13 protein-coding genes are annotated in these 12676 nt (G+C 73.7%); 3 read left to right on the top strand and 10 right to left on the bottom strand.

Going from position 1 to position 12676, the window contains the following annotated elements:
• Nucleotides 1-42 precede the first annotated feature (42 nt).
• The 5 genes from ACIRGB_RS33210 to ACIRGB_RS33190 form a co-directional block, all read right to left on the bottom strand.
• A complete protein-coding gene (locus ACIRGB_RS33210) occupies nt 43-906 on the bottom strand; it encodes a hypothetical protein (protein ID WP_403872742.1) in 864 nt (287 codons plus the stop codon).
• A gap of 154 nt (nt 907-1060) precedes the next feature.
• Nucleotides 1061-1399, bottom strand: coding sequence for an SCO0607 family lipoprotein (locus tag ACIRGB_RS33205; RefSeq protein ID WP_403872740.1), 339 nt, complete (start codon nt 1397-1399; stop codon nt 1061-1063).
• 92 nt (nt 1400-1491) lie between these two features.
• The gene (locus ACIRGB_RS33200; protein WP_403872907.1) at nt 1492-2448 is read right to left on the bottom strand and encodes a hypothetical protein; all 957 of its coding nucleotides are present in this window, start codon (nt 2446-2448) and stop codon (nt 1492-1494) included.
• 97 nt (nt 2449-2545) lie between these two features.
• Nucleotides 2546-3124 carry a DUF488 family protein gene (locus ACIRGB_RS33195; RefSeq protein WP_403872738.1) on the bottom strand — a complete coding sequence of 193 codons (579 nt, stop codon included), beginning with the start codon at nt 3122-3124 and terminating at the stop codon, nt 2546-2548.
• A 79-nt stretch (nt 3125-3203) separates the two neighbouring features.
• Complete coding sequence (locus ACIRGB_RS33190) at nt 3204-4142, bottom strand: GlxA family transcriptional regulator (protein ID WP_403872736.1); 939 nt, start codon at nt 4140-4142, stop codon at nt 3204-3206.
• A gap of 193 nt (nt 4143-4335) precedes the next feature.
• Between ACIRGB_RS33190 and ACIRGB_RS33185 the strand changes: the two genes are divergently transcribed.
• Nucleotides 4336-5511, top strand: coding sequence for a GDSL-type esterase/lipase family protein (locus ACIRGB_RS33185; RefSeq protein ID WP_403872734.1), 1176 nt, complete (start codon nt 4336-4338; stop codon nt 5509-5511).
• Nucleotides 5512-5528: 17 nt separating this feature from the next.
• Here ACIRGB_RS33185 and ACIRGB_RS33180 read toward each other — a convergent pair whose 3' ends face one another.
• From ACIRGB_RS33180 to ACIRGB_RS33170, 3 genes are all read right to left on the bottom strand, one after another.
• A complete protein-coding gene (locus ACIRGB_RS33180; protein ID WP_403872732.1) occupies nt 5529-6230 on the bottom strand; it encodes a type 1 glutamine amidotransferase in 702 nt (233 codons plus the stop codon).
• Between the two features lie 73 nt (nt 6231-6303).
• Nucleotides 6304-7929 carry an amidohydrolase gene (locus tag ACIRGB_RS33175; protein ID WP_403872730.1) on the bottom strand — a complete coding sequence of 542 codons (1626 nt, stop codon included), beginning with the start codon at nt 7927-7929 and terminating at the stop codon, nt 6304-6306.
• A gap of 20 nt (nt 7930-7949) precedes the next feature.
• Nucleotides 7950-8594: a TetR/AcrR family transcriptional regulator gene (locus ACIRGB_RS33170; RefSeq protein ID WP_403872728.1), complete on the bottom strand. Its 645-nt coding sequence runs from the start codon at nt 8592-8594 to the stop codon at nt 7950-7952.
• Nucleotides 8595-8663: 69 nt separating this feature from the next.
• Here ACIRGB_RS33170 and ACIRGB_RS33165 point away from each other — a divergent pair, with 69 nt between their 5' ends.
• Nucleotides 8664-10127 (top strand): purine-cytosine permease family protein, encoded by a 1464-nt coding sequence (locus ACIRGB_RS33165; protein WP_403872726.1) that lies wholly within the window; start codon nt 8664-8666, stop codon nt 10125-10127.
• 1 nt (nt 10128) lies between these two features.
• Here the strand turns inward: ACIRGB_RS33165 and ACIRGB_RS33160 are convergent, their stop codons facing one another.
• Nucleotides 10129-11250: a lipid II:glycine glycyltransferase FemX gene (locus ACIRGB_RS33160; RefSeq protein ID WP_403872724.1), complete on the bottom strand. Its 1122-nt coding sequence runs from the start codon at nt 11248-11250 to the stop codon at nt 10129-10131.
• Nucleotides 11251-11501: 251 nt separating this feature from the next.
• Here ACIRGB_RS33160 and ACIRGB_RS33155 point away from each other — a divergent pair, with 251 nt between their 5' ends.
• Nucleotides 11502-12542 (top strand): Ku protein, encoded by a 1041-nt coding sequence (locus tag ACIRGB_RS33155; protein ID WP_403872722.1) that lies wholly within the window; start codon nt 11502-11504, stop codon nt 12540-12542.
• A 14-nt stretch (nt 12543-12556) separates the two neighbouring features.
• Here the strand turns inward: ACIRGB_RS33155 and ACIRGB_RS33150 are convergent.
• Nucleotides 12557-12676, bottom strand: a 120-nt coding sequence (locus ACIRGB_RS33150) for a sigma factor-like helix-turn-helix DNA-binding protein (protein ID WP_403872905.1), incomplete at its 5' end; no start/stop codon positions are given.

Raw genomic sequence — 12676 nt, 5'->3', positions numbered from 1 at the left:
CCCGGCCGCGCGCCGCGTCGCGTCCGGGGTGCCGGGGGATGCTCAGCTGCCGCTCTGCGCGGGGGCGGCCTCGGCCGCGGAGTCCTGCTTCCGCTCGGGCGCGGCGGCCTCGGTGGCGGTGTAGTAGACCGAGGTGCCCTGCTTGGTGCGCTGGGCCTGGTTCTTGGCGACGAGTCCCTCGAGCGTGGTGCGCACGACCGTGGTCTTGACGGTGCGTCCGGAGTGGGCCTCGCTCAGCGCCGTGGTGACCTCGGCGGCGGACCGCGGTTCCCGCTGCCCGGCGAGGTGCTCGCGCACCAGCTCCACCAGGGTCGGCCGGCCGGCGTCCCGCGCCGCCGCCTTCTTCGCCGCGGGCTTCCCCGCGCTCTTGGTGGCGGTCTTGGCGGCCGGCTTGGTCTCCGCCGTCTTGGCCGGTGTCTTGTCGCTCGCCTTGGCAGCAGTTGCCTTGGCCGGTGTCTTGGCGGGTGCCTTGTCGGCCGTCTCGGTGGCCGTCGTGGCGGCCGGCTTGGTGGCCTTCTTCGCCGCCGGCTTCGAGGCCGGCTTGGCACCCGTCTTCGTGGCCGCCGCGCGCTTGGACGCGGTGGTGGCCTTCTTGCTCCGCGTCGACTTGCCCGCCCCCGACCGCGCGGCGGCACCGCCACGCGGAGCCGGCACCGTGGCCGGCTCGGCCGCGGCGGCGGGCTGCGGTGCGGGGGCGGACTGCGGCGGCGCGGTGATGCCGAGGGCCTGCTGCATGTTCACCAGCAGGGCGTGGTCGTGCTGGAGCGCGGCCAGTTGCTGCTGGAGTGCCGTGATCTCCGCGCTGACACGTTCCTGCTCCTTGACGTTGCGCTCCAGGTCGTCGGTCACCTGGACGCTGTACTGCGACGCCAGTTCCGTGGCGGACTGCATCGTGCTCTCGGACATGGTGTGGACTCTCCTTGCTTCGCGGCCGTGAAGGCTGAGCGCAGCCCTCAGTTGGTGCCCTGTTCGCTGCCGAGTCGGTATACCACGTATGGTCGCCATCGTGGTATGTGCCGCCGCAACTCCGTGCGTGTGTTCGGGCCGCGGAGAGCGGTGGTCACCCGCCCGCGGGCACCTCCACGATCTTCCCGTGCTCGTCGACGGTATGTGTCTGCCAGTAGGTGTCCCACTTGTCGCCGACGTGTTCCGGGACCTTGCCCTCGGGGTAGCGGGTGTAACCCTTGGGCGGCTCCTCGCCCTTGGGCACACAGGCACTGCCGGTGCCGCCGATGCTCAGGACCGGGTACTCACCGCCGCCGCAGGTGGCCTCCTCCATGGAACAGCCGGTCAGCACCGCCGCGGCGGCCACACAGGCCAGGACGAGAACACGGACGGAGCGCCCGGTGCGGACGGCGGACGTGGTCGGCGGTCGGTGAAGCAGCTGAGTGGTACGCACGGTTGACTCCCTGGGGGGTGACTGGTGCGGCAAGCGTCCCCCGGCGGGGGGACGCACCTCATGAGTACGAGTACTCAATCGGACGAGCCGTATTACCTGCCTCGGCCGCCCAAGCGGTCCACCCGGCGCGCGCTCGCCCGGGCTTCCCGCTCGGCCTGGGCGACGGCGTCCGCCGCCGCACGGCCCCGCTCCTCGGCCTCCCGCCGTTCCCGCTCGGCCCGTTGGAGGTCCTCGTGCGCCCCGCGCAGCCGCTCCTCGGCGGCTGCCACCGTCTCGCGGACCCGGCCCAGTTCGTCGTCGGCCCGGCGGAGCGACTCCTGTGCGTCGGCCTGCTCGGCGCGTGCGTCGCGCAGGTGCCCTTCGGCCCGCTCGGCCTCCTGTTCGGCCCGCTCCCGTTCTGCTCGCCGCTCGCGGCGCCGCTCGGCGAGTTCGTCCTTCGCCCGGGTGCCGGACGTGGTGCGGGGGGACTTCGGGCGTGCTGTCGCCCGGGGTCCGGACCGGGCGGGCTCCGGCGCAGCGGTGCCCGAAGGAAAGGCCGAGGGCGGGGTCAGGGAGACCTCCAGGCGTCCCCCGGCCCACCGGTCGGCCGCCTCCGGGTCGGCGAGGACCGCGCGCAGCGTCGACTCGACCTCCCGCTCCGCCGCCGGGGAGAGCCGTTGCCCGGCCTCGTCGGCGAGCCGTGCGGCCTGCCGGGAGAGGGCGGTGACGATGTGCCGGCGCTGCGCCGAGAGTTCCTTGAGCCCGACGGCGTCCAGGGTGCGGTGTGCCTCGCGCAGCGCCTGCCCCAGCTCCAGGAACCGGCGGGTCTCCTCCGGCCGGGAGCGGGTCAGCAGATTCGCCGCCCACGCGGCGAGTGTGGGCCGACGGGCGGCGTGGATGCGGCGGGCGTCCTCCTTGCGACCGGCGGTTCTGGCGGCCGCGGCGCGTTCCTCCCGACGGGAGACGAAGGTGGACGGAGGCATGGCGTACAGCTCGTCCAGGACCTGCTCGACCGTTTCCCTCGCGTCCTGACCGTCCGTGTCCCGGCGACGCCCGCCCTTGCGCTGCATGGTCACCGTCCTCCGTCCTTCGTCCTTCGGCCCGTCCTCCGCCGTCCGTCTCCGCGCCGACCGCGAGCCGCCGGGACCGCCCCGGCGTCGGTGCGGCCTATCTCGCCGCCGCCTCCAGGTCGTCGTAGACGAGCAGGCCGTCCGAGCGCAGCCGGACGCCCGGGGTGGGGGAGTGGGCCGTCAGCCGGCCGTCGTGCATGAGGTGGTCCGCCGGGGTGTCGCGGGCCAGTACGGCGAAGTCGGCGATGAGGCGTCGGTGGCAGCGCCACCACACCGCCTCGCCGCACATGACGGCGGTGCGCTCGTGTGCCGCCGAGGCCAGCAACTCGTCCATCGCGGCGACGAACTCCGGCGACCGCGTGTGCCCGGCGTAGGCGCGGAAGGACGCGTTGCGCCAGACGACGTCGGGCGAGCCGGGCGCCGGCTTGCGGAACCCGCCCAGCCGCCGCTCCCACCGGTAGTCGAGGCCCTCCTCCGGCATCCACTCGGCCAGCCGGTCCCGCAGCAGGTCGGGGTCGCGGCGGCTGCCGGGGGCGGTCCTGGCGTCGACCACGGAGGTGACACCGGCACCTCGCAGCAGTCCGGCCAGCTCCGCGCGGCCCGCGGTGCCGTGCCCGAACGTGACCAGGTGCGGCTGCGTCATGTCGTCACCGGTCCCCACGCTGCCTGCGCCCATGCCCTCTGTCTACGGTCACCCGGGCGGACCCGCGACCCGGACGGGGTCCACCCGGGGCACGGCGCCGGGCCGCCGGCCGTCAGCCGAAGGTGCGGCGGTAGGCGTGCGGGCTGACTCCGGTGGTGCGCTTGAAGCGGTCGCGGAAGGAGGTCGGCGAACCGAAGCCGACCTGGGCGGCGATGCGTTCCACGGAGTGCTCGGTCGTCTCCAGCAGGTGCTGCGCCTGCCGCACCCGGGCACGGTGCAGCCACTGCAACGGGGTGCTGCCGGTCTGCTCCCGGAAGCGGCGGATCAGCGTCCGCGTGCTCATCCCGGCGTGGGCGGCGATGTCGGCGAGGGAGAGGTCGCGGGCCAGGTTCTCCCGCAGCCAGGCGAGCAGGGGTTCCAGGGCGGAACCGCGGGGCACGGGCGTGTAGTCGTGGGCGATGAACTGGGCCTGGCCGCCTTCGCGTTCGAGCGGCATCACCGACAGCCGGGCGGCGTGCGCGGCGACCGCCGAGCCGTAGTCGCGCCGGATCATGTGCAGGCACAGGTCCAGGCCCGCGGCGGCGCCGGCCGAGGTGAGGATCCGGCCGTTGTCGACGTACAGGACGTCCGGGTCGACGTCGATGGCCGGATGGGCGTCGGCCAGGGCCTGTGCGGCGATCCAGTGGGTGGTGGCCCGCAGCCCGTCCAGCAGCCCGGTGGCGGCCAGTGGGAAGGTGCCGGAGCAGAGGGAGGCGATCCGGGTGCCGTTCCCGGCGGCCGTGCGCAGCGCCTCGCGGACGGCGGGGGAGAGCGGCTCGGCCGCGGCGGCCGTACCGGGCACGATGATGGTGTCCGCGTCCCGCAGCCCGTCCAGTCCCCAGGGCGCCCGCAGCGTGAACGCGCCGGCGTCGATCTCGGGGTGCTCGGCACACACCCGGATCCGGTAGCCGGGACGGCCGTCGGGGAGCCGGGTACGGGTGAAGACCTCGATCGGAGTGGACAGGTCGAACGGGATCACCTGGTCCAGCGCGAGAACGGCGACGGTGTGCATGGCCGGAACGTACCTCCTCCTTGGACGGTGACCGGCGGCCGTGGCGTTTTCCCGTTGGAAGCCGTCACTCCTGCCACGGGAGGCCGAGCCGGGTTTCCTTTGATGTTAAGCCATTTGCCTAATTAGATTAGGACAGTGCACAATCGGTGAAGGGGGAAGCCGTACACCCAGCCGCACCACCGCCGGAGACGAGATGCACACCACGGACGACTGGATCACCACGCCCATCACCGAGAACCTCCTGCGGGGCGCCCTCGACCTGGAGCGCACCGAGCGCGGCCTGCTGCCGCACCGGCTGCCCGCCCGGGCCCGCGCACAGAACAACGACGGCCAGCTGGCCATGGCCGAGTCCCAGCCCTCCGGCGTACGTTTGGCGCTGCGCACCCGCGCCACCGTCCTCGAACTGGACACCCTGCCCACCAAGCGGGTCTACGCCGGTGTCCCACCGCGCCCGGACGGCGTGTACGACCTGCTCGTCGACGGCCGTCCGGCGGGCCGGGGCAGTGTCACGGGCGGCAACACCCTGACCATCGACATGACCACCGGCACGGCGAGCGTCGAGTCCGGCCCGGTCGGCACCCTCCGCTTCGCGGACCTGCCCGAGGGCAGCAAGGACATCGAGATCTGGCTGCCGCACAACGAGACCACCGAACTCGTCGCCCTGCGCACTGACGCCCCCGTCGAGCCCGCCCCCGACCCCGGGCGCCGGGTCTGGCTGCACCACGGCAGCTCGATCAGTCACGGCTCCGACGCCGCGAGCCCCACCACCACCTGGCCCGCCCTCGCCGCCTCCCTCGGTGGCGTGGAACTGATCAACCTGGGCCTGGGCGGCAGCGCCCTGCTCGACCCGTTCACCGCACGGGCGATGCGGGACACCCCCGCCGACCTGATCAGCGTGAAGATCGGCATCAACGTGGTCAACGCCGACGTCATGCGCCTGCGGGCCTTCGGCCCCGCCGTGCACGGCTTCCTCGACACCGTCCGGGAGGGCCACCCCACCGCCCCGCTGCTGGTCGTCTCGCCCATCCTGTGCCCCGTACAGGAGGACACCCCCGGGCCCCTCGCCCCCGACTTCTCCGGCATCGCCGAGGGCCGCCTCCGGTTCGTCGCCACGGGTGACCCGGCGGAACGCGCGAGCGGGAAACTGACCCTGAACGTCATCCGGGACGAGCTGTCCCGGATCGTCGCCCAACGGGCCGCCGACGACGAGAACCTGTACTACCTCGACGGCCGCGAACTGTACGGAGAGGCCGACGCGGTGGACCTGCCGCTGCCGGACAACGTCCACCCGGACGCGGCCACCCACCGCCTCATCGGCGAACGCTTCGCCAAGCTGGCCTTCGCCGACCGGGGCGCCTTCAGCGGCTGAACCTCACGAGCCGGTCCTCACGACCCGGCGACGACCGCGGCGAAGCGACCGGCCACCTCGCGCCAGACCGCCTCGGCCGCGGGCTCGTCGCGTTCCGCCCGGCGGGCCAGTTCCTCCGGGTCCCACCCCCGGGCCCGCAGCCGTTCGGCGTCCCACGACCCGACCCGGTCCGCCCCGGCCTCGGGGTGGAACTGCACGCCCCACGCCCGCTCACCGACCCGGAACGCCTGGTACGGGCACCGCTCGCTCGACATGAGCCACGCCGCGCCGGGCGGCAGCGCGGTGACGGCGTCCTGGTGGTGCTCGACCGCCGTCACGCGCTCCGGCAGCCCCGCGAAGAGCGGATCGGCACCGGCCTCCGGCCGCACGGTCAACGGCGTGCTGCCGACCTCCGGTTCGCCGTGCTCACCCCGCACCGTGCCGCCCGCGACCTGGGCGAGGAGCTGTCCGCCGAGGCAGATCCCGAAGACCGGGGTGCCCCGCCGCACCGCCTCGGCGACCAGGGCCCGGGTGGGTGCGAGCCAGGGAGCGCGCTCGTCGTCGTCGGGCAGGTAGCCGCCGCCGAGCACCAGCACGCCGTCGTGCTCCGGGCGCCGGGGGAGGGCCGCACCGGCGTACGCGTGCACCACGTCCAGTGCCACCCCGCCCGCCGTCAGCCAGTCGCCGAACCGGCCCGCCCCACCGCCCTCATGGTTCTGCACCACCAAGAGCCGCGCCATCTCCCCACCCCGCTTCACCTCGTCCGGGCTCGGTCCCGCCGCACGGGAGGCGGCGGGCCGTCCGCCCACCGTGTCACAGACTCGCCGCCCGATGCGTCGGCTCGCCGTCCAGCACGGTCAACAGCACCGGTACGTCGGCGAGTTCGGTGGACGCCACGGTGAGCGGGTCGGCGCCCAGGACCGTCAGGTCGGCGCGGTGGCCCACGGCGATCCGCCCGGCCTCGTGCTCCTCGCCCGCGGCGTAGGCGGCGTTGACGGTCATGCCGCGCAGGGCCTCCACCGCCGTCAGCGCCTGCTCCGGGCCGTGCGGGGCCCGGCTCAGATCGCGCGTCGGCCGACGGTGGCGGGCGCCCGCCATGACGCCGAGCGGCGGGTACGGCGCGATGGGCCAGTCGGAGCCGAGGACCACGACGGCCCCCGAGTCGTGCAGGTCGCGGCAGCGCCAGGCCCGCGAGGCGCGCGGCTCGCCCAGCCGCCGCGACCAGTTGTCGGTGTGGTCGGCGCGGGTGAAGTCGCAGCAGTGCGTGGGCTGCATGGACGCCACGACACCCAGGTCGGCGAACCGGCGCAGGGTGTCGTCCGGGACGGTCTCGATGTGCTCGACCCGGTGCCGCGGCCCGGGGCCGCCCTCCGCCCGGGCCTTCTCCACGGCGTCCAGGACGTGCCGTACGGCCGCGTCGCCGATCGCGTGGGTGGCCGTGGGCACCCCCGCCCGGTGCAGCACGCCGATGACGCGGGTGTACTCCTCGGGGTCCGGCCAGAAGGCGTGCCGGGACTCGCCGTGGCAGTCCGGCTGCTCCAGCCACGCGGTGCCGTTGTCGACGGTCCCGTCCATGAAGATCTTGACCCCGGCGGTCCGCCACAGCCGGCCGCCCACGCCCTGCCGCGCGACGAGTGCGCGCAGCCCCTCGGCGTCGGTGCCCGGCTGGCACCAGGGCGCCACCCGGAGCCGCAGCGGCAGCCGCCCGGCCTCGTCCAGCTCGGTGAAGAAGGCGAGGCTGTCGCCGTTCGCGTCCATCACATGGCCGCCGGTCAGCCCGGAGGCGGCCATGGCGCCCAGAGCCGCGGCGAGCCGGTCACGCCGCTCCTCGCGGGTGGGCCGCGGCGCGACGCGCTCCACCAGGTCGCAGGCGGCGTCCTCAAGCAGCAGCCCGGTCGGCCTGCCGTCCGCGTCGCACACCACCTCGGCCGTCGCCTGGTCGAAGGTGCGCGGCCCGTCCACCCCCGCCAGCTCGAGCGCTCGCCGACTGGCCAGCATCGAGTGTGCGTCGAAGAGCAGCAGCAGCGCCGGCACGCCCGCCAGCACGGCGTCGAACGGGGCCACCTCGACCGGACGGCCGGCGAAGACGTTGGGGTCCAGTCCCCAGCCGTGCAGCCACGCGCCCCGGGGGAGGTCGCGCACCGCTGCGGCCAGTGCCCCACGCACCTGGTCGAGGTCGCCGCAGCCGGACAGGTCGAGGCCGTGGGTCAGTTCGGCGCCCGTGACGGGATGGATGTGGCCGTCGACCAGACCGGGGGTCACCACGGCGCCGCCCAGGTCGATCACCGTGGTCGAGGCGTCCGCGAGGGCCCGGATCTCCCGGTCGTCACCGAGGGCGGCGATCCGGCCGCCGGCCGCGGCCAGCGCGGTCTGCGGCAGGACGGCACCGGTGGCCGGATCGAGCAGCCGGGCCGAGAGCAGGATGAGAGAGGTGCGCACAGTCGCTCCTTGGAAGCGGGTCAGTTCGGGGCGGTGGCGGCCGTCAGGGTGCCCGCGGGCAGGCCGAGTTCGCGCTCCGCGGTGAGGGCCGGCATCAGCCGCACCTCGGGCGGGTCGTCGGTGGTGTCGACGCTGTTGACGAGCATGCCGAGACCGTCGAGGACGACCAGGATCCGGATGGCGGCCAGCAGCGGGTCCGCGGTGCGGAACTCGCCCCGCTCGACGCCGTCGCGGACGACCGCCTCGAGCCGGTCGCGCCACGCGGCCTCCTGGACGGCGACCCGGTCGCGCAGCGTGGGCCGGTAGCGGCTCAGGTGCCGGGCGTTGAGCCACAGGCGGCTGATGTCGTCGAACCCGGCGCCGGCCGCCCGGGCGAAGAACCGGGCCAGCTGCCGCGTCGGCGTGGCCCCGGACCGGTCGGCCGGGAGGAGTTCGTCGAGTTCCGCGCCGGCCGCGTCGCCGTACGCCTCGGCCACCAGATCCTCCACCGCCGGGAAGTAGTGGCTGATCAGTCCGGGGCGGACGTCGAGCTCCTCGGCGATCCGCCGCAGGGTGATGCACTCCAGTCCCTCGGTCAGTGCGACGGACGACGCTGCGGCAACGATTTCCGCACGTCTGGCCGCTGGATCTTTGCGGATTCGCTTGTTCGAGATGCTTGACGGCATGGAATCGATGCTATTGAGTGTGCGACCAACAAGCAAGCAGGTGGGCCACCAGCACCCCGGAGGAGCCTTATGGCGTCCACGATCCCCGACCCGCAACCCGGCACCGGCGCCCCGCGCGGGGAGGCGCCACCGCCCCGGACCGCGTCGGACCGGGCGAGCCGGGTCGAGGCCCACGGCATCGACCACATCCCCGAGCACGAACGGCACGGGCGCCCCCGGCAGCTCTTCTCCGTCTGGGCCGCGGCCAACGTCAACTACCTGAACCTGGTGACCGGCGGCGCCCTGGTCCTCATGGGCCTGACCCCGTGGCAGGCGCTGGCGGTGATCGTGGTGGGCAACCTCTTCTGGCTGCTCACCGGCCTGCTGTCGGTATCCGGTCCGGCGGCCGGCGCGCCGAGCGAGGTCATCACGCGCGCCATGTACGGGGTCCGCGGCAACCGCGTGAACAACGCGATCGTGGGCTGGCTGATCTCCGTCTGCTACTTCGCGCTCAACCTCGCCGCCGCCGCGACCGCCGCCTTCGCCCTCGTGGACATGACCGGCATCACCGTGAACACCGGCGTCAAGGTCGTCGTGGTGATCGTCGTGGCCGCCCTCACCCTGACCATCGGCGTCTACGGCCACGCCATGATCATGAAGCTCTACCTGCCGATCACGCTGACCCTGACGGCCGCCTTCGCCGTCGTCGCCGTCGGCGTCCTCGGGCACGCCGACTTCTCGTACGTGCCGGCCCAGCCGCTCACCGGCCACGAACTGTGGGCGGTCCTCGTCGCCGGCGTCACCCTCATCGGGTCCGGCCCCCTGTCGTACACGACCAGTGCCGACTTCTCCCGCTACCTGCCCCGCACGACGTCCGCCAAGGCGATCGTCGGCTGGACCGCCCTCGGCGGCTTCCTGCCGGGCGTGGTGGTCTGCTTCCTCGGCGCCCTCGCCGCGACCGCCGTCGACATGACGGACCCCCAGGCGGGCCTGCGGCAGATCCTGCCCGGCTGGTTCGGCCCGGTGCTCCTGCTCGCCCTGGTCCTCGGCACCGTCGCCATCAACGCCCTGACCGCCTACAGCGCGGGCCTCGCCCTCCAGGCCGTCGGCATCCGCATCCGCCGCTCCCGCAGCGTGCTCGCCGACGGCACCGCGGCCGTCGCCCTCACCCTGTACGGACTGCTCGTCTCCGACTTCCTCGACACCGTCAGCAACGTCCTCCAGCTCACCGTGGTCCTCCTCGGCCCCGCCATGGCCGTCTACGCCACCGACATCGCGCTGCGCCGAAACCGGTACGACGGCCGGGCCCTCATGGACGAGACACGTGACGGCCCCTTCTGGTACACCGCCGGCGTCAACCCGGCCGGCGCACTGGCCCTGGCCGGTGGCGTCGTCGTGGCCGCCCTCAGCGTCGACACCCTCTACGCCGGGCCGGTCGCCCGCGCGCTGGGCGGCATCGACCTCTCCCTGCCGGCCGGCATGGTCGTGGCCTCGGCGCTGTACGCGGTCCTGGCGCGCGGCGCGAGGGCGGGGGCGGCGGCGCCGTCGGCCTGACTCAGCGGTGGGCCAGATACAGGGACACGGCCTTGTGCAGCACCCTGTTCAGCGGATAGTCCCACTCGCCGAGGTACTCGACGGCCTGGCCGCCCGCGCCGACCTTGAACCGGAGCAGTCCCAGCAGGTGGTTGTCCTCGTCCAGGGTGTCGGTGATGCCGCGGAAGTCGTAGACGGCGGCGCCCAGTTCACGGGCGTCGCACATCATCCGCCACTGGAGGGCGTTGTTGGGCTGCACCTCGCGCCGCCGGCCGGTGGACGCGCCGTAGGAGTACCAGACGTGCTCGCCGACCGTCAGCATCGTGGCCGCGGCGAGCACCTCCCCGTCGTGGTGGGCGAGGTACAGGCGCATCCGGTCCGGGTCCTCGGCCGTCAGCGCCTGCCACATCCGCCGGAAGTAGGCGAGGGGACGCGGCACGAACCGGTCCCGGTGCGCGGTCTCCACGTACAGCTCGTAGAAGGTGGGCAGATCCTCCTCGTCGCCCCGGACGACCTTGACGCCGGCCTTCTCGGCCTTCTTGATGTTGCGCCGCCACTGCTGGTTGAAGCCGTCCCGCAGCTGCTCCGGCGACCGCCCGGCGAGCGGTACCTGGCACACGTGGCGCGGCTGGCCCGCGGCGAAGCCGTCCTCGCCGCCGGGCTCGGTGCGCCGCCAGCCCATCCGGCGCAGCCGCTCGGCGATGTCGTCGGCCCCGGGCTCGCGCACCGTCGCCTCCACGTCGCCCAGCCGCCGGGCCCCCGGGTCGGCGATCGCCGCCTTGACCGCGTCGGCGCTCCAGCGCCGCGCCACCACCGGCGGTCCCATCCGCACCGTGAACGCGCCGCGTTCCCTCAGGTGCGCGAGCATCGGCTCCAGCCACCGCTCCAGACCGTCCGCCGTCCAGTCGATGACCGGGCCCTCGGGCAGGTAGGCCAGGTACCGCTTCAGCCGCGGCAGCGGCCGCAGCAGCACCAGTCCGGCGCCCACCAGCTCTCCGCCCTCGTCGAACCAGCCCAGGCTCTCCGCCCGCCAGTCCGGCTTCACGTCGCCCCAGGAGGGGACTTGGAGGTGGCTCACGGAAGGGCGGGACGTGACGAAGCGCAGATGCTCCTCGCGGGTGATCGGCTTCAGGCGACAGCTCATGGGGCGTCCCTCTGTTCGGCGTCGTTCGACGGTGCGAAGGTGCGGCGGTGCGTCGGGGGAGGCGGCCGGGCCACGGAGGCGGCCGCCGTGCCGCACCCCTCACAGGGAACAACGAAGGCGGCCGTTCCGCGCGCTGTCACCGTGCGGCCCACCCGTGTGCTCCGCCCGGCGCGCGCGGCCGTGGGCCGGATGGCAGCGTGGCGGGACCGGGCGGTGCGAGCGGGACGGCGGAGCGGACGGAGCGGACGGTCATGGCACGGGCGATCTGGACGGGCGTGATCACCTTCGGGCTGGTGTCGGTGCCCGTCGGTCTGTTCACGGCGACCGAGGACCACACGGTCCACTTCCACCAGTTGCAGCGCGGCACCTCGGACCGGGTCCGCAACCGGCGGGTCAACGAGCGCACCGGCGAGGAAGTCGCCGCCGACGACATCGTCAAGGGATACGAGGTGGGCGAGGGCGAGTACGTCGTCGTGGAGCCCGGGGAACTCGACGAGATCGCGCCGGGCCGCTCCCGCACCCTCGAGATCACCGACTTCGTGGACCTGGACCGGATCGAGCCGGTCTACTTCGGCCGCACCTACTACATCGCCCCGCGTGGCAAGGAGTACCTCAAGGTCTACGAACTGCTGCGCACCGCCCTCGCCGAGACCGGCAAGGCGGGTGTCGCCACGTTCGTCCTGCGCAACCGGCAGTACCTGACCGCGCTGCGCGCCGAGGACCGGGTCCTGCTGCTCCAGACGCTGCACTGGGCCGACGAGGTCCGCGACCCCGTGAAGGAGCTTCCGGAACTGCCGTCGGACCGGGTGGGGCGGGGCAAGGAGCTGGACATGGCGCTGCGTCTCGTCGACGCCCTCAGCGGCGACTGGGAGCCCGCCCGCTATCACGACACCTACCAGGAGAAGGTCCGCGAGCTGGTCCGGGCCAAGGCCGAGGGCGAGGAGGTCGCCGTCGCCGAGGAGGCGCCCGAGGCCACCAACGTCGTCGACCTGATGGAGGTACTGCGCGGCAGCCTGGAACAGGCGAAGGGCGGTACGGGCGACGACACGGGTAACAAGAAGCGGTCCGCGCCGCGGAAGAAGGCCGCCGCGCCGGGGAAGAAGGCCGGGCCCGCCCGCCGGACCGCGCCCGCCCGGGGCGAGCTGCGGGAGCTGAGCAAGGCCGAGCTCTACCAGCGGGCCACCGAACAGGACATCGCGGGCCGCTCGAAGATGAGCCGCCAGCAACTCGTCGACGCGCTCGGCGACGGCAAAAGCCGCGGTCGCCGGAAGAAGAAGACGACCGCGGCCTGAGACCGGACCACCGCTCAGACGGTGCTGAGCATGCCCTCCCGCAGGCGGGTCAGCAGGCGGGAGATGAGCCGGGAGACGTGCATCTGGGAGACGCCGAGGCGCTCGCCGATGTCCTTCTGGGTGAGTTCCTCGAC

It is taken from the genome of Streptomyces sp. NPDC102490 (assembly GCF_044765285.1).
Taxonomy (GTDB): Bacteria; Actinomycetota; Actinomycetes; order Streptomycetales; family Streptomycetaceae; genus Streptomyces.
The sequence above is the reverse complement of the archived record's forward strand: the minus strand, read 5'-3'. Positions and strand labels throughout refer to the sequence as shown.